The organism is Maribacter hydrothermalis, from assembly GCF_001913155.1.
Classification (GTDB): domain Bacteria; phylum Bacteroidota; class Bacteroidia; order Flavobacteriales; family Flavobacteriaceae; genus Maribacter; species Maribacter hydrothermalis.
On the sequence record NZ_CP018760.1, the window covers coordinates 1484830 to 1507582 of the forward strand.

General features: G+C 35.0%; 18 protein-coding genes. 11 read left to right on the forward strand and 7 right to left on the reverse strand.

Annotated elements, in window-relative coordinates:
• Nucleotides 1-858 (forward strand): hypothetical protein, encoded by an 858-nt coding sequence (locus tag BTR34_RS06330; RefSeq protein WP_068485209.1) that lies wholly within the window; start codon nucleotides 1-3, stop codon nucleotides 856-858.
• Between the two features lie 9 nt (nucleotides 859-867).
• Here BTR34_RS06330 and BTR34_RS06335 read toward each other — a convergent pair whose 3' ends face one another.
• Entirely contained in the window at nucleotides 868-4584 is a 3717-nt protein-coding gene (locus tag BTR34_RS06335) for a metallophosphoesterase (RefSeq protein ID WP_068485210.1), read from the reverse strand.
• Between the two features lie 57 nt (nucleotides 4585-4641).
• Here BTR34_RS06335 and BTR34_RS06340 point away from each other — a divergent pair, with 57 nt between their 5' ends.
• On the forward strand, nucleotides 4642-5859 hold the full coding sequence (locus tag BTR34_RS06340) for a Pycsar system effector family protein (RefSeq protein ID WP_068485211.1): 1218 nt from the start codon (nucleotides 4642-4644) through the stop codon (nucleotides 5857-5859).
• On the opposite strand, the gene BTR34_RS06345 is transcribed toward BTR34_RS06340, so the two are convergent.
• On the reverse strand, nucleotides 5848-8220 hold the full coding sequence (locus BTR34_RS06345) for a cell surface protein (RefSeq protein ID WP_068485212.1): 2373 nt from the start codon (nucleotides 8218-8220) through the stop codon (nucleotides 5848-5850). The genes BTR34_RS06340 and BTR34_RS06345 overlap by 12 nt on opposite strands.
• A 111-nt stretch (nucleotides 8221-8331) precedes the next feature.
• On the opposite strand from BTR34_RS06345, the gene BTR34_RS06350 reads away from it, so the two are divergent.
• From BTR34_RS06350 to BTR34_RS06375, 7 genes are all read left to right on the forward strand, one after another.
• Nucleotides 8332-9231 (forward strand): metallophosphoesterase, encoded by a 900-nt coding sequence (locus BTR34_RS06350; protein WP_068485213.1) that lies wholly within the window; start codon nucleotides 8332-8334, stop codon nucleotides 9229-9231.
• 212 nt (nucleotides 9232-9443) lie between these two features.
• Nucleotides 9444-10760, forward strand: a complete 1317-nt coding sequence (locus tag BTR34_RS06355; protein WP_068485214.1) for a gluconate:H+ symporter — start codon at nucleotides 9444-9446, stop codon at nucleotides 10758-10760.
• Between the two features lie 11 nt (nucleotides 10761-10771).
• The gene (locus BTR34_RS06360) at nucleotides 10772-11239 is read left to right on the forward strand and encodes a RidA family protein (RefSeq protein WP_068485215.1); all 468 of its coding nucleotides are present in this window, start codon (nucleotides 10772-10774) and stop codon (nucleotides 11237-11239) included.
• A gap of 5 nt (nucleotides 11240-11244) precedes the next feature.
• A complete protein-coding gene (locus BTR34_RS06365; RefSeq protein WP_068485216.1) occupies nucleotides 11245-12357 on the forward strand; it encodes a D-TA family PLP-dependent enzyme in 1113 nt (370 codons plus the stop codon).
• 2 nt (nucleotides 12358-12359) lie between these two features.
• Nucleotides 12360-13424, forward strand: a complete 1065-nt coding sequence (locus tag BTR34_RS06370; protein ID WP_068485217.1) for a dipeptidase — start codon at nucleotides 12360-12362, stop codon at nucleotides 13422-13424.
• A gap of 448 nt (nucleotides 13425-13872) precedes the next feature.
• Nucleotides 13873-14040, forward strand: coding sequence for a hypothetical protein (locus tag BTR34_RS18910; protein ID WP_197496180.1), 168 nt, complete (start codon nucleotides 13873-13875; stop codon nucleotides 14038-14040).
• Nucleotides 14041-14156: 116 nt separating this feature from the next.
• On the forward strand, nucleotides 14157-14810 hold the full coding sequence (locus tag BTR34_RS06375; RefSeq protein ID WP_068485218.1) for a hypothetical protein: 654 nt from the start codon (nucleotides 14157-14159) through the stop codon (nucleotides 14808-14810).
• Between the two features lie 5 nt (nucleotides 14811-14815).
• On the opposite strand, the gene BTR34_RS06380 is transcribed toward BTR34_RS06375, so the two are convergent.
• From BTR34_RS06380 to BTR34_RS06390, 3 genes are read right to left on the reverse strand one after another with little or no spacing between them, the layout of a single operon-like run.
• Nucleotides 14816-15193, reverse strand: coding sequence for a PH domain-containing protein (locus BTR34_RS06380; protein ID WP_068485219.1), 378 nt, complete (start codon nucleotides 15191-15193; stop codon nucleotides 14816-14818).
• A gap of 20 nt (nucleotides 15194-15213) precedes the next feature.
• Entirely contained in the window at nucleotides 15214-17391 is a 2178-nt protein-coding gene (locus tag BTR34_RS06385; RefSeq protein ID WP_068485220.1) for an acylase, read from the reverse strand.
• A 48-nt stretch (nucleotides 17392-17439) separates the two neighbouring features.
• A complete protein-coding gene (locus BTR34_RS06390; RefSeq protein ID WP_244893349.1) occupies nucleotides 17440-18570 on the reverse strand; it encodes a TPM domain-containing protein in 1131 nt (376 codons plus the stop codon).
• A gap of 72 nt (nucleotides 18571-18642) precedes the next feature.
• Here BTR34_RS06390 and BTR34_RS06395 point away from each other — a divergent pair, with 72 nt between their 5' ends.
• The gene (locus BTR34_RS06395) at nucleotides 18643-18960 is read left to right on the forward strand and encodes a GIY-YIG nuclease family protein (protein WP_068485222.1); all 318 of its coding nucleotides are present in this window, start codon (nucleotides 18643-18645) and stop codon (nucleotides 18958-18960) included.
• Nucleotides 18961-19029: 69 nt separating this feature from the next.
• The gene (locus BTR34_RS06400; protein ID WP_068485223.1) at nucleotides 19030-20766 is read left to right on the forward strand and encodes an ABC transporter ATP-binding protein; all 1737 of its coding nucleotides are present in this window, start codon (nucleotides 19030-19032) and stop codon (nucleotides 20764-20766) included.
• Nucleotides 20767-21290: 524 nt separating this feature from the next.
• Here the strand turns inward: BTR34_RS06400 and BTR34_RS06405 are convergent.
• Together BTR34_RS06405 and BTR34_RS06410 are read right to left on the reverse strand one after the other, a co-directional pair.
• Nucleotides 21291-21623, reverse strand: coding sequence for a 2Fe-2S iron-sulfur cluster-binding family protein (locus tag BTR34_RS06405; protein ID WP_068485224.1), 333 nt, complete (start codon nucleotides 21621-21623; stop codon nucleotides 21291-21293).
• A gap of 69 nt (nucleotides 21624-21692) precedes the next feature.
• On the reverse strand, nucleotides 21693-22751 hold the full coding sequence (locus BTR34_RS06410) for an NAD(P)/FAD-dependent oxidoreductase (protein WP_068485225.1): 1059 nt from the start codon (nucleotides 22749-22751) through the stop codon (nucleotides 21693-21695).
• Between the last annotated feature and the right edge of the window lie 2 nt (nucleotides 22752-22753).

Below are 22753 nucleotides of genomic sequence, written 5' to 3' on the forward strand. Positions count from 1 at the left end.
ATGAACCAAAAAATAATTTCAATATTAGTTTTAACGATCACCTTAACTTCGTGTACCAATTATGGCCAATTAAAAATAATCACCGACTTACCAGGTAGTTTAAAAGAGATTTCTGGCTTAACAACCTTTAATGATTCCACAGTATGGATAGTTGAAGATAATGGGAACAAAGATGAAATTTATCAAGTTGATTTTAAGGGAGAGATCATAAAAAGTTTAGAAGTTAAAAATGGTAGTAATCACGATTGGGAAGATCTTGCCAAAGATCAATATGACAATCTATATATAGCCGATTTAGGAAACAATTCTAATCACCGTAAAAACCTGGTCATATACAAATTACCCAACCCAACCAATGAGCCAGGAAGCAAGATTGATGCTGAAAAAATTGAATTGTATTACCCAGACCAAAAAGATTTTCCTCCAAAAAAAGATAAGCTTTTATATGATGCAGAAGCTTTATTCCATTATGGCAACAAACTTTATATAATAACCAAGAATAGGTCTAACCCGTTTACGGGAGAAGCTCATATTTATTCCGTACCCGATACTAAAGGAAAATACGAAGCTACATTTATAGGCTCTTTTACCCCTTGTGCGGATTGGAAAATTTGTCAAATTACATCAATGGATATTTCACCAAAAGGAGATAAAATTGTAGCTCTTAGTTATGGTAAACTTTTTGTATTTACCGATTTCACTTGGGATGATTTCTCCAAAGGAAATATGCAAGAGATAGATTTAGGAGCTCGTTCTCAATTAGAATCGGTTTGTTTTCTTAATGAGAATACACTTCTTATTTCGGATGAGCAATCTCATGGAACAGGAGGAAACTTATATTCCTATTCCTTAAATTAATCTCTGAAGTTAAAAACCAAATCCTAATCCAAAAGTAAATCGAGGTCCATCCTTACTCGTAAAAAGTGCTGTATTAATGGTAATAATATCTGAGGCGTTCAAGAAAAAACCTCCCCCGTACGAAGTATGCCATCTTCCAGAATTCATCTCAGGAACCCAAACTCTACCATAATCAAAACCACCAAAAACACCTATTGCCATTGGTAATAATCGTGTTCGCTTTTTATTTAAGCTAAATCTAATATCTGTATTTTGATAGTATGATGTTTTACCGGTAAATCTTTGATTTCTTAATCCTCGTAATCCGTCTAAACCACCTATACTTGCCGCTTGGTAAAATTCGTAACCATTGCCAACATTAAAATGTGCTTTCCATTTCGTCGCAAATACCAAACGACCATTAGGTATTAATCTATAGTCAATACCCAACGAAGGTATTATATAACCAAAATTTCCGCCATCTTCTGTAATATTATCTTTAAACCCTACTTGCAAAGAGGTAGACATGCCTAACGTAGGAAAAGCAGCATTATCTTTATTTTCATAAGAGTAAGAAGCGTGAGCACCAATAAAATCGCTATTAGTTTCCTCCCCGTTTTGCTGATAAAAAGTATTTATAAACCTATTGTCAGTTTCCTCCACACTTATATTTTGATACGACAACCCAAGCTTTACTTTAGCCCCTAATTGTCCGCGCCAAACTAAGGATGGTGTAAACTCTATTTGTCTAAATTTAACACGGTTATAATCTAGACCTAAATCATCATCAAAATTTTCAGCATTATTCCCATAACCAAAAAAGTTAATTGCAAAATTAGGACTCGTAAACCTTGTTGACAACTCTGCATTCCAATTCTCAAAAATATGTGCAAATTCACCTTGATATTTAAAATCAAAACCGCTTGTTGCAAAATAATAGGAAGCTGCAAAGGTATGTTGCTGCGTAAATGGGTTTTGTCTAAAACCGTTATACGTAAACGTATTTACGAAGCCTATGCGCACGCCATCATCAGGATTATACCCAATGGTCGGGATAATTTGATTAAAACTATTTCTTAATTGAAGTGGTTGGTATGTGTTTAGTTCATAATCATTTGATAATTTAACCTTTGCCCCACCTGTTTCTTCAAAAGTGTTTTTCTTGCTTTTAAAATCATAAAGTGCAATATTTTTACCGTTCGCAACTCTATAAATATCATTATTTTGACCCCCAATTACCCTGACTTTAATTCCTGAATAATTCGACGGGTTTTTAACTTCAAAAATATCATCATCATCCAAACCAAATACCCAAAGTTCTTTAGTATCTTCTTTTGTAAATACCTTATAATAAAACAGACGCTTTTTCTCATCGCCTATATTGCGGTATACTTTTACTTCTGTTTCGTTTTCATTGAGTCTGTTTATTTCGAACCAATCATCTTTATCGGTTCCAGATACCACCGCATACTTATTTATTATTTTATAGTATTCCTCTGCAGTTTCTTGAATATGACTTAAACGAGCCAAGAGTGTATTCTTTATTTCAAGAACAGTTTTGTCTCTTACCTCTACTGGGAATGCCATAAAAGCTTTATCTATTTCAGCTGCAGTTAAATGGTCTTGCAAATACTTAGCCTGGGCTAACCATTCACTTTTTTTTGTTTCGCCTAATAACGAAATATCTAAAACATAGGTCATAGGGGAAGAATTAAAACCCTTAACACTTCTTATTTCATCGTTAAAGCCTTCCATAAGTCTTAATCCGGGTATAATACGTGTTGCAACATTCATTAAAGCCCCATCTCCCATTTTAGAAAATACTTGATCACGATCTCGAGGTACCGGTCTATAAACTATTTTATCCTTTTCCTTGTCTTCAAATTCCGCCCATCGCCATTGGTCTACATGCCTATCCCAATCTCCTAATACCATATCAAAAAGTCTTGCCCTTAGATATAAATCCTTATCGACCTCATATTTTTCATCGTCCCGTAAATCTTCAAGCATACCATCGGTGCTTTTTAAATTATTAGAATATCCAAAACTTGCTAAATTACTATGACCATCTCCTGCGTGCTCCTCTATCATATATAACTCATTGCCAAATGAATCGTTAAACTCTTTTAATGCAGGTTGTTTAGGGACATAGTACAACTTTGGATTTGTATGATATATACCTACAGCATCTGAAAGAATCCCTATTGTAAACGGCCCATATGGATGTGACCCTGTATAAAAATCTTGTAATAACTCTTGAGTATACGTTTCTTTTAAATCTTCGAGCACATATTGGTCTTGGAAAGCCATTGATTGTAGGTAAAGTTCTGCGCTTTTCTTTAAAGCTCTCATAACATATTCTCTACCATCTTTGCGCTGAAGACGTAATGATTTAGACTGATGACCTCCCCCTTTTTTTACAGGTATCAATCCACCCATTAATGTATCAAGATTTACGGTAGGCACTTTTACTTCGATACCATAGTACTTTCTATAGCGTTCACCCCAAATACCTTTAAAAAACCTACTTTTATCAATTTCTTCTTTGGTGTACACAGATGCATTTACAGAATCTACAAAAGAAGTACTATACACTCCCTTATGTTCTATTTGGATAGGTGGAAATACTTGATCGGTAAACAAAAAATCTTCTTTTTCATCTTTATCTACTCCATAAAATCGTACTCTAGATGAGCCATCTATATAAACTTCCAAAGTAGCATAACCCATTTTTCCCGTATTAAACCGAGAACCGTTTAACAAACGTGTAAAACCTTCTTTTGCCCCAGATCCACTTACAATTTGTGGTGTGTTTTTTTCAACTAAATATTGTAAGGTATGCTCATGTCCTGATGCAAAAATTACTCGGTCTGAATACTGGGCCAAAGTTGTGACCCTGTTCATTAATTCTCTATAACGCTTATTATTAACGTCTTCTACAGATGCTCCTGAAGTGCTTCTTAGCACATTAACTAAGGTTCCTAAAACTGGCAAAGGCACAGCCATTTTTTTAGGATAAAATTGTTTTCTTAACGAATATTGGCCGCCATGTTCACCATAACTATTTGTTGGGTGGTGCATGGCTATCAACGTTGTACGATCACGGTAATCTTTTATAGCATCTTCAAGTTCCAAAAAAAACTTGCTCCTACTTTTTATATCACATTTATCATTTATATCTGGGCGTTTATCCCAATTGGTTAAATACCATTCTGTGTCAATTACAATAATGGCTATATCATCACCGACTTCTACAACATCAATAGGGCAGCCATTTTCAGGTAAAAAAGGATCTTTTTCTTTTAATGCATTTTTAATGTAATTTTCTTCTCTCTCAAGACCTATTAACCCTTCCGTATACCAATCGTGATTACCTGGTATAAAAAGTGGACGTCCTTTAAAATTTGCCAGTGTATTTATTTGGGCATCCAAATGATTTTTTGCAATTCTAAAAGCTACTGTAGAATCTTTAGGGTCCGGCAAGCCGGCAGGATAAATATTATCTCCTAAAAAAATTGCCGTACTGTTTTTATCTGCTTTGTCTAATTTATCTTTAAAAATCTTAAGCGCAGGATTCATTCCTCCCATAGGCGACAAACCCGCATCTCCTATTAAATAAAAAGTATGTGAAATTTCTTTGGCCTCATTTACGTTATTGGCATAATTTTCATCTACATATTTAGTATTAAACGTAGCACAGCTTGTAATAAGCATAAAAACCAATAGATAACTATAATATTTTCTCATAGTGCAAAAACCCTCTTTAAATTTTTGTAATTTGGGTACTTTTAACCAATTTCTTACATGTCGAACTTAATAGACAATACTCAAAAGTTTGTAGTTGAATTACTTACTAATAATTTGGATAAGAAGTTCTTATACCATAACCTTAGACACACCCAACGAGTTGTCAAAAGTACTAAACAAATATTGGAATCATGTTCTCTATCCGATCAAGAAAAGGAGATTATAGAACTTGTGGCTTGGCTTCATGATACCGGTTACACAAAAGGCATCCACAACCATGAGGAAAGCAGTTGTGAAATAGCCGAGGAATTTTTGACAAAAGAAGGGTATAGCATAGATAATATAGCAAAAGTAAAAGAATGTATAATGGCCACAAAGTGGAATACTAAACCCACGAACTTAATGGAGGAAATTATTCGCGATGCAGATTCTTCCCATTTTGCTCAAAGTAGCTATTTAGAAACTTCTGATTTATTACGAGAGGAACTCGATTTATTAGGTGTTAAAAGTTATTCTCAAAAAGACTGGATACAAACTAATATTCAAGTATTTAGGACTGAGCACCAATATTATACGGATTACGCAAAAGAAAATTGGCTTGAAAAGAAAGACAAAAACTTAAGAGCGTTAATTAAGGATAAGAAATCTAATAAAAAACTAGCTAAAAAAGAAAGATTAAAAGCACAGTTTAAAAGCGAAAGTCCGGATCGTGGAATTCAAACGCTATATCGTGTTACATTAAAAAACCACATTACTTTAAGTGATATTGCCGACACAAAGGCAAACATTCTATTATCGGTTAATGCCATAATTATATCCCTAGCCTTATCTAATCTTATTCCGAAATTAGATAATCCATCGAACGACTATCTAATTTACCCTACTGTTATATTTGTTTTTTTTAGTATAGTATCTATGATATTAGCTGTTTTAGCTACTAGACCCAATGTTACAAGTGGTGAATTCACCAAAGAAGATGTCGCAAATAAAAATGTAAACTTATTGTTCTTCGGTAATTTTCACAAAATGAAATTAAATGAATATGAATGGGCCATTAATGAAATGCTTAAAGACAAAGACTACATTTACACCTCTTTAACTAAAGATTTATATTTTCTAGGAATTGTTTTAAATAGAAAATATTCACTTTTACGTTGGACCTACACTATTTTCATGATAGGCATGATTGCTTCAGTTATTGCATTTGCCGTATCTTTCAAATTTTTTGGTCCAGAACGAAAAATACAACTTTTGAGTGAAGTCCTATTCTTTTAAAGCATCCATTAAATCTTGATAGGTATACGTTTTCTCTGGCTCTTGCTCTCTTTTATATAATATTTCAGCTCTAATAGCTTTTAAACCAGAAACCCCTTGAAGACCTTCTAGCTCTACAATTTCAATTTTATTTGTAAAACAACCTTTTGATTTAAGAAATTTAATATATCTCAAATATTCTAATTCATCTTTTTTCTGTGAATACACAATGGAAAGCATTCCCTTTTGGGTTAAACGTTCGTCCGTTCCCTTTATATAGGACTTGTCAATTCTCTTTTTAATAACTTCGTACCTGGCATTATAGGTGCCATCAACATCAAATTGTTTTTCATCCATTCTAAATCGAATAGATAATGAAGTGTTATATACCAGTATTAATGAAGTAGCATCCAATGGTACTGGTAATGTTGGTTTTAATGCATAATGCACATTTTCCATTTCGCACATTACCTGTAACTGCCACAACCTAAGATTATTTAAATACAAACTATTGTATGATGCAGTCTCCGATATGGACGCCCCTATATACATATTATGTTCAACACCATCAGTTTTATAACGCTCATAATAATGTGGAAACATTGCCTGCGCGCTTTCTTGTCTTTTATCTATGACAGTAGATAGTTTTTTGTTAATTATTGTTACACTCTCATCATAATTTTTTCTATGATCATAATAAGAACCTGTTCCCATATCAATTTTAGATTCGTAACCTAAAATATGATTTTCTATTTCCGTATCAGCTTTTTTAAGATGCTCAAAAACAGGCGTTATTTCATCCTTTACAAAATCAAAAATAGATTGCTCACTATTGGTATAAAGCATTTCCCTTATACTATCTAAATGATTGTTGACTCTAAATATTAACTCTTCGTAGATTGGCAATTTCCACTTCTTCATAGCAATATTAAGAACATAATCTATTTCCGATAGCTGAATCATTAAATCTCTCTGTATTGCTAAATTTCTAGCTTGGGAAGAATCTTTTATATCTATTTGACCAAACAACGGGTAGACATCACTAAAAACAATTTCCTTAAACGAAGGAGACCTACCCTCTGCTTCATCTAAAATAAATTGTTTGGCTTCTTCTTTAAACCTCCAATATACAGACGAATGCACAGAAGTACACTCGTTCTGAATGATAGCGTCTATTCTATTATTTTCTTCATTATTACTTCGTACAACGGCAGAAACTATATAGGGCAAAACATCATCTAACTTTTGAGCGTTTACACCATTGAGAACACCCTTTTTTTCAGAAACTATTTCCAATACGCCCAAAAGTTTATCATCAAAAGCAATTGGAGCAAAAATGGCACTTTGTATTCCTTGTTCCTTAAGTACTTTATAAGGGTTCATATTCCCGGATCGCTCTACCATACGATCCATATTAGTAATAGTGAAATAAGAATTTTGGTCAATTAACTGTTTATAAGAATCCGCGCACAAAGCCGTCTTACAATTCATATGATGCTCACCTCCTAAAAGAAAACTTTCAAACCCCTTACCGGCAACTTTCTCGAATTCATCTTTTTTAGGGTCAAAAGCAGCAAAACCTACTTTTATATTTTGCAATCTAAAAAACGACTTAAAAGTTTCTTGCAATTCATGCATGAAATTGGTAGGCTGTATGGTATTCTTAGAAATCAATTTAGATTTTATATTCGAAATTGCCTGTTCCATGGTGACATCAAACAAATTGGCAATAACAAACCCTTTAGATATAAAACTTTCTGGTGGAATTTTATCCATCCAAAGTTTAACATCGGTAGGATTTTCCAATAATTCGTCTAAATCTTCCTGTGTAACTTCTTTTGCCTTCTCAGTAGGAATAATATCAATAAAATCGGCATTATATAAAATGCGATAATGACGCATTACCCCGTCGGCATCTGGAATATCATAAAAATAAGGGCGACTAAAATCTAACTGGTAACCGTAATGAAAATTTAAAACCACAACACAGCTCATGATATAATCCATATCATCACCCACGTTTCTTAATTCCGGTACATATTCCTCGCCAGCTTCTTTAATTATTTTCTCAAAGCGCTTAGACGATTTTATAATCATATCTTGATACGGAAGCGTGGCTATCTTAATCTCATTTCCACTCAAAGCATCAGTAAACGTATCTTGTAAAATACGTTCTATCAAATCCTTATTTTTCTCTAATAAACTAAAATCCGAAAAACCATTTCGCAATTCAGGAAATCCTTTTTCAACAGCTAAAATACGCTCTGCAGTGGCTGCTAAAAAAGTATCGCTCCCTTTTAAATGTTCATCATACTTTTCTAAAAGTTTTTCAAAACTAATAAGGTGCTTAACCGGCATTTTCATTGTCTCGTGCTTTCCCATGACTTGGTTAGTCTACTTTATAGCCACAAAGTTACAAAAGTAACAGCGTTTTTTTAGACACCAAATTACTATGGTTAACGGGATTTTCGGATATTTAACGAAAATTAGAGCATGTCATCTGATAATAGACTTACAAGAGCTTATAAAAATGCTAAAGTTATTCCTTTTGATGATGCTTCAAAATTTATTCTTTTTAGTGATTGTCACAGAGGGGATAACAGCTTTTCCGATGAATTTGCCAACAATAGAAATATATACTTCCATGCCTTGAAATTCTATTATTCTGAAGGATTTGACTACTGTGAACTAGGTGATGGAGATGAACTTTGGGAAAACATAAATTTCGATTCAATTTTTGAAGCCCATAAAAATGTTTTCAAGCTTTTAAAACAGTTTCATTTAGAACATAGATTGCATATGATTTGGGGAAATCATGACATGGTATATAAAGATGAGGACTATGTAAAAAAAAACCTGTCCAGTTATTATGAACCCATAGATGACAAAGACAAATCTCTTTTTGAGGGCATTAAATATCATGAGGCACTTATTTTAAAACATAAAGAAACCCAACAAGAAGTTTTTCTTACCCACGGCCACCAGGCAGATTGGTGGAATTATACTTTTTGGCGTTGGGGAAGATTTTTAGTGAGAGTACTTTGGAAGCCTTTACAAGTTTGGGGAATCGCCGATCCAACTTCTCCCGCTAAAAATTATACAGAACTTATAAAAGTAGAACGTCGTATTAAAAAATGGATTCTAAAGAATAGTCTTAAAATTACAGTGGTTGGGCATACCCATAGACCACGTTTTCCCGAACCTGGAGACATTCCGCTTTTTAATGATGGCAGCTGCGTTCACCCAAGAAGTATTACCGGTATTGAAATTGAAAATGGTAGTATCTCATTAATTAAATGGCAAATTAATACTACTGATGACGGCACATTACGTGTGGTACGTATTTTGCTAGAAGGCCCGCAAAAACTAGATGACTATATGCAGAAAAAATAAATTGGGTATAACAAATTCTCAATTTACATTCATCTATTAAAAATTGCCATATTTTGAAAATTATTTCTTCATACTATTAACAAATATCTCAACCTAATATTTAGGAACGGTAAAAAATTCTAACAGAAAAGTCGCTTCGTGTTTATATAAAATATGATGCGCTTTTTTTTTATGGTATATTTAGATATTCAACCAATCAACTTTACTTAAATATGCCATTATTCATTGTTATTTTAGGAATATTCCTCCTATTTATTCTCATTGCTAAATTTAAACTAAACGCCTTTATTACTTTTATCATCGTATCATTATTAGTTGGTATTGCCGAAGGTATGGAACCCGTTAGCGTGGTCGATTCCATCCAAAAAGGAATAGGAAATATTCTAGGTTTTCTTGTTATCATTTTGGGCTTTGGCGCTATGTTGGGCAAATTAGTCGCCGATAGTGGTGCGGCCCAACGCATAACCACTAAATTGGTCGATAAATTTGGTAAGAAGAATATTCAATGGGCGGTTGTATTAACCGGATTCATAGTAGGTATACCCATGTTTTATTCTGTAGGATTTGTAATTCTAGTACCGCTAGTATTTACCATTGCCGCAGCAACAGGTTTACCTCTTTTATATGTAGGCTTACCCATGTTAGCTTCCTTATCGGTAACACATGGTTATTTACCTCCTCACCCTGCGCCAACAGCTCTTGCAACCATGTTCAATGCAGATATCGGTAAAACTTTGCTCTACGGAATCATAGTAGCAATACCTGCAATTATTGTTGCCGGACCATTACTGTCCAGAACTTTGAAAGGAATTAACGCTACGCCCTTGAAAGAATTTTTAAATCCCGTAATTCTAAAAGAAAATGAAATGCCAAGTATGGCAAATAGCATTTTTAGTGCTCTTTCACCTGTTATTCTTATTGCCGTTGCAGCATTAGCACAACTCTTGTTACCACCAGATTTGTTTCTTACCAAAATTTTAGTTTTTATTGGTAACCCAGCTATTGCCATGCTCATTGCGGTCTTAATAGCTATATATACTTTAGGCTTAGGACGCGGAAAAAGCATGAAAGAAGTTATGGATTCTATTAGTAGTGCTATTACAGGCATCACTATGGTTCTATTAATTATTGCCGGTTCTGGTGCCCTAAAACAAGTTTTAATTGATAGTGGTGTTAGCGAATATATTGGAGGAATTTTAGAGCAATCTTCTATTTCCCCTTTAATCTTAGCTTGGCTAATAGCTACCGTAATACGTGTTTGTGTTGGCTCAGCAACTGTTGCCGGCCTAACGGCCGCAGGTATCGTTTTACCTCTTGTTCAAGGCACCGGGGTTAGTCCAGAATTAATGGTGTTAGCCATTGGCTCGGGTAGTTTAATGTTATCTCACGTTAATGATAGTGGTTTTTGGTTATTTAAAGAGTACTTTAATCTCTCGGTAAACGATACTTTAAAAAGTTGGACCGTAATGGAAACTACTGTTGGTATTATGGGCTTAATTGGTGTTTTAACTGTTAATGCCTTCATCTAAAATTTAAAAATATGCAAAAGAAACCTTCTGAAAGAATTAAGGAATTGGGATTGATTTTACCTCCCGCTCCACCTCCTGCAGGGTTATACAAACCTATTTTAGTCGTTGATCACTTTTTATATATTTCCGGTCAAGGACCTATGCAAAATGATGGTTCGTTAATTGTAGGCAGAGCCGGCCATGATATGACTATGAAAGAAGCTAAAGTAGCTGCAAGACAGGTTGCATTAACAATGCTATCGACCATACAAACTCATTTTGGCGATATTGATGAAATTAAACGTATTGTAAAAACTTTGGGAATGGTAAATTCCACGCCAGATTTTGGTCAACAACCTTTAGTTATTAATGGTTTTAGCGAGTTAATGGCCGATATTTTTGGCCCTGATAATGGTGTGGGTGTTCGTAGTGCCGTTGGTATGATTTTGCCCGGTGGAATTCCTGTTGAAATTGAAGCTCATTTTGAACTACATCACTAAAAACTATGGCAAACGAAAACTGGTATTCCATTCTGTATCCCGAGGAAGTAATTTCTCCATCGCTATTAGTGTATCCTGATAGGATTCAACATAACATTGACTTAATGATTTCTATGATCGGCGATGTAAATCATCTGCGTCCGCATATTAAAACGTATAAAAACGCCAACATTATAAATATGCAGATGGCTAAGGGAATACATAAATTCAAATGTGCCACTATCGCAGAAGCTGAATTACTTGGCGATTGTAATGCAGCAGATGTTTTGTTGGCCATGCAGCCTGTTGGCGCCAATGCACAACGTTTTATTGAATTGATTAAAAAATACCCGAACACCAAGTTTTCTACCCTTGTAGACAATTCCAAAACTCTTGCAGTTTTAAGTGAATTAGCAGCATATAACAACATTAAAATTCCACTTTGGGTAGATATAAATAACGGGATGAACCGTACCGGTATCGCTCCCGACCATAGTGCCTTGGAATTGTACACCCAATTGCATAAAAATCCGAATTTAATAGCCGAAGGACTTCATGTTTATGATGGTCATTTGCGCAATACTGATGCCGCTATAAGAGAGGCAGATTGTAATTCTGCTTTTGAACCTGTACTATCTCTAAAGAATAGTATTGTTAACCTTAAAATTACCAGTCCAAAAATAGTAGCTGGTGGCTCACCAACTTTTCCTTTTCATTGTAAACGTGAAAATGTTGATGCCAGCCCTGGCACTACCCTTCTTTGGGATTCAGGATACGGAAGTCTTTTCCCGGAAATGAAGTTTCTATCTGCAGCAGTGCTATTTACAAGAATAGTAAGCAAACCAACGACAGGAATTTTGTGTTTTGATCTCGGTCATAAATCAATTGCTCCTGAAATGCCGTTTCCTAGAATTGAATTTTTAGACTTGAAACACAGCAAACAAATAAGTCAGTCCGAAGAGCATTTGGTCGTAGAATATGATGACCTTACTATCCCAGAAGTGGGTAACGTTCATTATGCTATCCCTAAGCACATTTGCCCAACTGTAGCGAAATACGACACCCTAAACGTTATAAAAAATAATACCATTATAGATTACTGGCAAGTAACCGCTAGAACCCAAAAATCTACTATTTAAACATGTTTATATTTGATGCCCATTTAGACCTTTCCATGAATGCAATGGATTGGAATCGTGACCTTACTTGGTCTATAGAAGAAATTAGAAAAAGCGAACAGGGTTTAACCGACAAACCTGGTCGTGGTAACAATACCGTTTCTTTAGAAGCGATGAGAAAAGGGAATGTAGGACTCTGTATGGCTACGCAAATTGCCCGTTATGTGCATAAAGACAATACCCTGCCGGGATGGAAATCTCCTCAACAGGCATGGGCACACACCCAAGGACAACTGGCTTGGTATAAAAGTATGGAAGAGGCCGGTGAAATGGTTCAGATTACCAATAAAACACAGCTTGATTCCCATTTAGCACTTTGGAAAACGGATGAAGAAAAAAAGCCTATTGGGTATTTACTAAGTCTTGAAGGTGCAGATTCTATAGTTGATATCTCATACCTACAGAAAGCGTATGATTCAGGTTTAAGAGCAATTGGCCCTGCTCATTATGGTCCGGGAACTTATGCCCACGGAACAAATTCAGTAGGCGGAATCGGAACTAAAGGAAGAGAACTTCTTAAAGAAATTCAACGGTTGGGAATTATTCTTGATGTTACCCACTTGTGCGACCTTAGTTTTTGGGAAACTATGGTAAATTATGACGGCCCTCTTTGGGCAAGCCATAATAATTGCAGAACATTAGTAGACCACCACAGGCAATTTACGGATGAACAGTTGAAAGAAATTATAGGTAGAAAAGGGGTAATCGGTGTTGTCCTTGATGCCTGGATGATGACCCCAACCTGGGAAAGAGGTGTTTCTACACCACAATCTGCAAACGTAAGTTTACAGCAAATACTAGATAATATAGACCACATCTGTCAATTAGCGGGTAACACTGATCATGTTGGTATTGGGTCTGATCTAGATGGTGGTTTTGGAACAGAACAAGGCCCTGCAGATGTAGATACTATTGCAGATTTACAGAAAATAACCGGATTATTAGAGGGTAGAGGTTATGCGCAACTGGATATTGAAAAAATTATGAATGGTAATTTTATTAACTTTCTTAGACGAAATTTAAAATGAAGTATTGAAAAAATTCTTTGCATATCTAGTATCTCTATGCCTTTTAATCGGACTTACAGTAGAGCACCGTAGTTTTGATTCTAGGGATGCTAGGTCTATTGATTTTGAATTTTTTTTATACGCTTCTTCTCGCCATGTCGAGCATTCTAAAAACAATATTGCAACTTATGAAATTGACAGTCGGCCATTTTCCCTGTCCATAGCCTATGTTTTTAGTGCTTTTAGCATTTTATCCAAGGAATACAGCAATTATACAAATCAAATCATAAGCGTTCAAAATGCTAATTTATTAGCTTATCAGTCTTCCATATACAACCTAGTTTTTCTTTTAAAAACAATCACCTCTAAACACCAAAGAACCTCATAATAGAAAATAGCTTCTTAAGCTATTTTAATGTGTACCACATGCACATATGATAACTAGTATTCACAATTTATCATCACTATTATGCATTTCAAAAAAATAAATAAAGCTTTTTTTTGGTTAAAAAGAAAGGTTATACTTTTAATTGCGGCTTTTATGATAGGCATGTCAAATGTCATAAATGAAGAAGAAAAAATGATTAACGACAATTTTATCAAAACGGAACAAAAACAAGAAGAAGACGCTGATTAGGTTCGTTAGAACGATCCTTTCAACGAATTATAGCGCAATCGTTTCACATTTTAACGAAGCCTTAAGTACCCATGGCAGGGTATTTGTTATCTTTATTTCATCATATTTAAGATTCGATGAGAAAACTTTTTTTTCTTTTTATTGTTTTGTTCTCCCTAACTGTGGCCGGGGTTTCTGCACAAACCGATTTACCTACCTCTAAACCGCTAAAAATTGAGAACGCAAACCCTATTGAACCTAGTGGTACACCTAGTTCCGGACCGGTTTTGAATATGCCTTCTTTAATTAAAGAACAGCCTAGTGTAAATATGAAAGACCCTAATCCTGTAAAAATGTTACGAGATGAGGAATTGGTACAAGCAGGTACCGGAATGAAAATTGACCCAAGAATTGGTCCTGGTGAGCGTTTAGGTGGTTCCGGTCAGTTTTTTGCAGATCAGTATTTAGGTGATGTAAAAAGTAGTGGAAAGTTTATAGGTATTGTTTGTAGAGATCATGAATATGTAGATGGTGATCGTGTAAAAATATATATGAACGATATGGTCGTAGAACAAAACTTACTACTAACAGGAGCTTTTAAAGGAATTAATGTAGACTTGCAAGACGGATTTAACCGTTTGGATTTTGAAGCACTAAATCATGGTTCTTCGGCACCGAATACTGCACAAGTTGATGTTTACAACGACAAAGGAGAGTTAATTTATTCTAATAAATGGCTGCTATCGGCAGGTTCAAAAGCAACGTTGATTGTAACAAAAGAGTCTATGTAGAAGTATTACATTACTTTACTCGCCAGATAGCGTTGTACTTCATAAACATCTATACTTTTATTGAATTTCTTACTTACACTGGGTAAGTTTTCACTGGATATCCAAATTTTTAGTTCGGCATCCAAATCGAAAGTGCCAGATGTCTCCAGTGAAAATCTTGAGATACTCTTATACGGCAAAGATTTGTATTCTACTTTACTACCCGTAATTCCTTGAATATCTATTAGTATTAAACGCTTGTTGGTAAACATAAAAACATCGCGTAGCAAAGAAAATCCGAGCTCTATTTGTTCTCCATCAATTAATAATCTGCCATACTTTTTTAAAAGTTGCTCTACTGAAACTTCACTGGCATTACCTAAAATTTTATTCAATAAGCCCATAACCTAAAAACTATATAAAATTATCTTTTACCCGGTCTATACGTCTTCTCAGCCCTTTTCAAAACATCTTCTCTATAAAAAGGAACTTCTTTCCAGTCCACATTCTTATATCTTTCAATTTGGTCGTTAAAATGTGGTGACCTTGAATCACCGCTTTGTCCGCCTGCCAATATGCTTTTTGCCTTTACTTTCTCACCAAATTCCACAACTGCAACAAAACTATTTCCCCTAGTACCGTAAATTTTCTTAGCGCCTTCTGTGGTGTAACGAGCGCCATAAGCTGCTAATGCTCCCCACCTACCTGAAGCAAACCCAATAGGGATACTTGGTTTAGCATCATCAAAATGCTGAACAATATCTCCAGTAGTGCGTTGATATCTATTTACTTCTCCCCAAGGAGTATTCCAAGTGCCAAAGTCCGTAGTTAACTTATCAATTACTTCTTCAAAAACTTTTAAAGCTTCATCCGTATGTGCGCCAAAATAGGTCATACGTTCCATATCAGTCATATTCTCTGGGTGCTTTGCTCGGTTACCCATTGCACTACCATAAAAGTGTGCCAAGGTCATAGCTACTTGATTTTCACCTGTTGTGTAATCCCAATCTTCTAGAATCTTAATTGGCTCTATTAATTTCGGATTCTTATCATTATTGGCATTATAGGCTTTCACCAAACCAGGAATCAATGCTTTAAATGCGGGTAAATAGGGGTCGTGAGCTAATTGAATTAAACTATCTATGGTATATCCTTTTCTATTGGTCAATAATTCTATAGCATGAACTCCTCTAAAATTCTCTTCATTTTTTGACATGTAATATGGATAATTTTCTTTCTTAGGACTGAATTCTAGAGCCGAAGTATACGGTGTGGAATTACAGTTTTGAATCCACCCATTTTCTGGGTTAAGGACTAGAATATTTTCATCAACTGAGTGTAAGCCTTGCCAATCTGTTTTAGGATTACTACCATCTACAGGTTCTTCATAATTAAATTGCACATCTCTTTTAGGAACAAAGTTTCCATGGAAATAGGCGATATTTCCTTCCGCATCGGCATACACGGTATTATTGCTGGAATTGGTACGGATATCCATCATATCACGAAAACCTTTGTATCCACTTTGCTTGGAGCGAATAAATGACTGCTCTAAGGCCTTCACTGGTTCCCACATCATTGCAGATGCTGTCCATTGCCCATCGGCTACGTGGGTTATTGGACCGTGATGAGTTCTGTACGCAGGATATTTTTTTTCTTTAAGCTCATTACCATCAATATATTTTAGCACTATCTCAGATGATTTTATGGGTCGTAATTCTTCCCCATATTGATAGAATAAATTATCATCATTCTTAACAATGGTTTCTTTAAATTCATCCATAACATCGGTATAGGTCGACGTATGCATCCATCCAGTTTTTTCATTGAAACCTTGGTAGACGAAAAACTGACCCCAAGTTACCGCACCATACGCATTTAATCCTTCCTCAGAAACCACATGAACTTCTCCCCTAAAATAAAATGAGGTGTGCGGATTTATCAATAATAACGAATTACCAGATTGCGTTAATTTACCTGAAATAGCGATTCCGTTTGAACCCTGTGGCTCCTCTGCCTCCTGTTCCTTCTTAATCTGTAGCATTTCCATTTCTGGTAACGCCATATCACTTTCATAAAAAGCTGCTATTTTTTTTGTTGAAATACGTTCAATATCTCCGCCAATAGACCCTTCACTAAAATACATAGGCATCCATGGTTCAAAATGCGTTAATAATCTTGGTTTTATTTCTGGGTGTGTGTAGAGGTAATAATTGATTCCGTCTGCAAAAGCATCGCATAATTCTTTTAACCAAGCAGGACTCTTTTCATAATTAGCTTTTGCTTCTTCCTCAGTCATGAACAGTTTTGCACGTAAATCGCTATACAATGCTTCTTCACCATCTACTTCGGCCAACCTCCCTGTTGCCCAAATATAATTTTGTTCCACTCGGTTAAAATCATCTTCGCATTGGGCATATAATAATCCAAAAACAGCATCGGCATCAGTTTTACCATATATATGAGGTACTCCAAAATCATCTCTTATAATTTCAATATTTGCTGCTTGTGCTTCCCATTTATCCACTTCAGGATTATTCGGCTTTTCAGTCTTACAGGACAAAACCAATACAAATACTAACAAATAAATTATTCTGTACATAAATTCTATTTTAATGATTTGTTGAAGAACTATAAATGTAACTGATTTTTACCAACTACCGCTTGATCCTCCACCGCCTGAACTTCCACCTCCACCAGAAAACGAACTTGAACTGCCACCAGAAGAGCTACTTCCAGAACTAAACGAATGAGTTCCTGAAGAAGAGAACGTTTTTCTATAATACGATTTATCATTTTTAAACCAAGAAATATTCAGCTCTTCCCTACCCAAAACTTTCAATTTAATAAAAGCGATGATCAAAGCAATACCAAAAAAAGGAATAAGTAACCAAAGTAATAAAGATGGTGTTTCAAAAAACTGTTCTATCATAAATTTATCTTCGGTATATACACTATACGCTACAATAATTGGAACTAGCATAAAAATAAGCCCGAATACGGTAGATAAAGACCCGCCAAGAAGCATAAAAATACCGGGTAATACGCCAAGTTTTCCTAAAAATATCCCCCTAAAAACTTCTATAATATTTTTATAGCTCTTGAAAAAAGTAAAACCTCCTACTACGGCGAAAATCAATACAAAGAGACCTAAAAAAACAAAACCGAACATAGCATCACTCTTTTCCTCCTCTTCAATCTCTTTTTTAAATTCCTCCAATGCCTCTAGGTTATTAAGAAAATCTATGAGCTGATTTACAGCCTCATTAATCCCTATATAATACTTCTCTTCCTTAAAATTAGGAATCATTGTATTTCTAATAATTCTTGAAGCAACAGCATCTGTAATGTAGGGTTCCAAGCCATAGCCAACCTCAATTCTTACTTCTCTATCTATTTCTGAAAATAAAATAAGTAATCCGTTATCCTTTCCTTTTTGACCAATACCGTTTTGGTTGAATAACCCATTTGCATAGGTTTCAATAGTATCAAAACCTAATTCTTCTATAGTTACTACAACAAGTTGGTTCGTAGTATTCTCTTCTAACACTACCAATCGCTGATTTAATTCTACTACCTGACCTGAGGTGAAAATACCTGCACTATCCGTTACAAAGTCACGTAGTTCATAATATTTCTCTTGCGCATTTATGTACAAAGAGGATAGTAAAAGAAGAAAAATGGTTTTTCTAAGCATCGGTTGGTAATCGAGATACTCAAATATAAAAACCTTTATCGATACTCTACTACTATTTGAAAACCTTGTTAAGAAGTCAATCATATCCTTAGAATTGAAGTAACTTGCACGATGTTGTCTGGTCGAGCGCAGTCGAGACCTCTTTTTGTACTGTTCATGAAATTTTATTATGTATATATTTTAAAATGTTCTGATGGGTTAACCAATACAGGTATTACAAATGATATTTCAAGACGATTAGAAGAACATCAAAAAGGTTTGAATAAAAGTAGTTTCACATATAAGCGTAGACCCGTTGAACTAATTTTTCACCAAGAATTTAATGATGTTAAACAGGCAATATATTTCGAAAAGAAAGTTAAAAAATGGAGTGCAAAAAAGAAATATGCTTTAGCTAATGGTAATTTTGATTTGATTCAAATTTTAGCTGAATGCAGGAATGCATCACATTCAAATTTTAAACCTGAGTACTAAAAGGTCTCGACTGCGCTTGACCAGACAATACACTTTAAAATAATCATCAGAAACAAACAAAAAATACCAATGTCTGAAAAAAAAGTCACTATACTTTCCGCATTTAAAACTATCATTTGGCCAAGAAGAAGGCTCGTGTTTATTGGGATGTTATTAATCGTCATCAGCAAAGCAGCAAGTTTTGTAGCTCCTTTGTCTCTTAAATATTTAATGGATGATATTATACCGAACAAAAACGTTGACTTTCTTAAAATTCTAGTACTTGCTGTTGGTTTGGCAATTTTAGTGCAAGCAGTGACTTCCTTTCTATTGACAAAAATCTTAAGTGTTCAGGCGCAATATTTAATATCAGAACTTAGAGCTCAAGTACAAAAGAAAGTTCTTTCACTACCTATTCGGTTTTTTGATAATACGAAATCTGGTGCATTGGTTTCGCGGATTATGAGTGATGTTGAAGGTGTTCGTAATTTAATTGGCACAGGCTTGGTACAGCTGGTTGGTGGTACTATTACTGCTGTCGTCTCTTTAATTTTATTGTTACGCATAAGTTGGACCATGACAATTTTCACTTTAATTCCTTTAGCAATTTTTGCCTTAATTGCTTTAAAAGCCTTTAAAGTCATCAGACCAATTTTTAGAAACAGAGGTAAAATAAATGCCGAAGTTACAGGTAGGTTAACGGAAACCCTAGGTGGTGTTCGTGTTATAAAAGGTTTTAATGCCGAGGAACAAGAAAATAAAATTTTTGAAGAAGGTGTTGACCGTTTATTTCAAAATGTAAAGAAGAGCCTTACTGCAACTGCTTTTATGACTAGTTCTTCTACTTTTTTATTAGGATTGGCATCTACAGGTATTATGGGAATAGGTGGTTATAAAATAATGATGGACGAATTAACCATTGGTGATTTCTTGACCTTTACATTCTTATTAGGGTTAATGGTTGCCCCCATCGTTCAAATGAGTAATATAGGGAGCCAACTAACCGAAGCATTGGCCGGACTAGACCGTACCGAAGAATTAATGAATATGGTTCCGGAATCTGACGAAGAAAACCGTACAGAAGTACTTAAAAACTTTGAAGGAAATATCATTTTTAACGATGTATCATTTGCCTATGAAGAAGACAAAGAAGTATTACACAACATTAGTTTTGAGGCAAAATCGGGTGAGGTTATTGCCTTAGTTGGCAGTTCTGGTTCAGGAAAAAGTACTATTGCCGGTTTGGCGGCTACATTTTTGAACCCTCAGTCGGGTACTATTACCGTTGATGGGGAAGATATTGCTAAAGTTAACTTAAATAGCTTCAGAAAACATCTTGGTGTTGTACTACAAGACGAATTTCTTTTTGAAGGTACCATAAGGCAGAATATTCTTTTCTCAAGACCAAATGCTACCGAGGAAGAATTAACCGCTGCTGTAAATGCTGCCTATGTAAATGAATTTACTGATCGTTTCGAGGACGGTTTAGAAACTTTAATTGGGGAACGAGGGGTAAAATTATCTGGCGGACAACGACAACGTATTGCCATCGCTAGAGCAGTTTTAGCAAACCCAAGAATTTTAATTTTGGATGAAGCAACATCTAACCTTGATACTGAAAGTGAAGCATTAATTCAAAAGAGTTTGGCTGAACTTACGAAAGGAAGAACCACATTTGTAATTGCTCACCGTTTAAGCACTATTAGAAAAGCGAATCAGATATTAGTTATCGAAAACGGACGCATTGCCGAGCAAGGTACTCACGATGAATTAATTGCTACTGAAGGTAGATACCATAACTTGTTTACGTACCAGGCTAGGATATAAGTTAGGAGTTAGGCTAAATAAAATTCAAATTCAAAAAACAAGTTCAAGTTCAAGTTCAAAAATGCTTTTGGTTGTTGGTTGTTGGTTGTTGGTTGTTGGTTGTTAACAACAAATAAATTTTCTTAATCCATTAACGGAACTGTCAATAATAACCACATCACAAATAATCCCCATATTATACCTAACCCATTAATCAGAAGCAGTGATAAACTTTTGCTAAACCTATGCTTAAAAACAAAGAATGCACTAATTAATAAAAAATTTATTGATAGAGTAATTGGAATAATGGAAAGTCCATATCCCATAGAACCCCCAGAGTTTCTAATAGTGATAATGGTAAATGGCACAAAATATAAATTGATAAGAAAAATTAAAATCGACAAAATTTAATTTGCAACTTTCATCTCTATAACATTCAACAATTCAATTATACTTAAAAATCATATTTGAATTATTTTCAATATGTCTGTCGACTTTATTTGAACAAAGTCTTTCCTATCTTAAAAGGCTTCTTGAAATAATTGTTAAACTTCTTCGGGAGCAAGCTCAACTTCTAGTCCGTCCATATCTTCGGTGATATGCAGTTGACAACCTAGGCGCGAGTTATCTTTTACGTTAAATGCTTCTGACAACATTGCTTCTTCATCATCGCCCATTTCAGGAAGCTCATGGTCCGATACCACATAACATTGACATGAAGCACACATGGCCATACCTCCACAAATACCTATGGTACCTTCCGGAGCAAGTTCATAAGAACGAACTACTTCCATTAGGTTCATATTCATGTCGGTCGGAGCGTCGATTTCGTGTAATACTCCGTCGCGGTCGGTAATTTTTATTTTTATATCAGTCATTAAGTAGCATTTTTTTAGCGATTAGCATAACAGTCGTTCGACAGCGCTAAGCATAACATTATAATTTATTTATTCTATCGCCTTAACGACCGCTTTAGGCGCCTCTTTTGTACTTCCGTCAAAACCACTAACACCACCCACGGTGGTATATTTCATCACATATTTTTTATCTGGAAAAATAATTTGAAAAGCGCTTTGACACATTAAAGTAGCTTCATGAAAACCACATAGAATTAATTTTAGTTTACCAGGATAAGTATTCACATCTCCTATGGCAAATATTCCTGGAATATTGGTTTGATAATCGAATGTATTTACTTTGATGGCATTTTTTTCAATCTCTAATCCCCAGTCGCCTATAGGACCAAGTTTTGGAGAAAGCCCAAATAAAGGGATAAAATCATCTACCTCTAAAAGAATTTCTTCATTTGCATTAGAAATTTTTCTTACTAAAACAGATTCTAATGTGTCGTCGCCATTAAGCGATATAATTTCTGCTGGAGTAATTAAATTAATTTTACCTTGATTCTTTAACTCTTGAACCTTTTCAACAGAATCCAAGGCTCCCCTAAACTCATTTCTTCTATGAACCAAGGTTACTTGTGATGCTATATTAGCCAAGAAAATACTCCAGTCCAATGCAGAATCTCCACCACCCGCAATGACTACTTTTTTATTTCGATATACTTCAGGATCCTTAATCATGTAAGCGACCCCGTTATCTTCAAATTTTGATATATTCTCCAATAATGGTTTTCTCGGTTCAAAACTGCCCAGTCCGCCAGCAATAGCTACAATGGGTGCGTTATGCTCGGTTCCTTTATTTGTAGTAACCAAAAATGAACCATCATCTAATTTTTTGATTGTTTCAGCACGCTCACCCAAAGTAAAACCTGGTTGAAATGGCTTGATCTGCTCCATAAGATTATCTACTAATTCACCTGCTAATACCTCTGGAAAACCAGGAATATCATAAATGGGCTTTTTAGGGTAAATTTCTGAACATTGCCCACCTGCTTGAGGAAGCGCATCGATTAAATGGCATTTTAATTTTAAGAGTCCTGCTTCAAAAACGGCAAAAAGACCTGTAGGTCCCGCGCCAATTATTAATATATCGGTTTTAATCATTA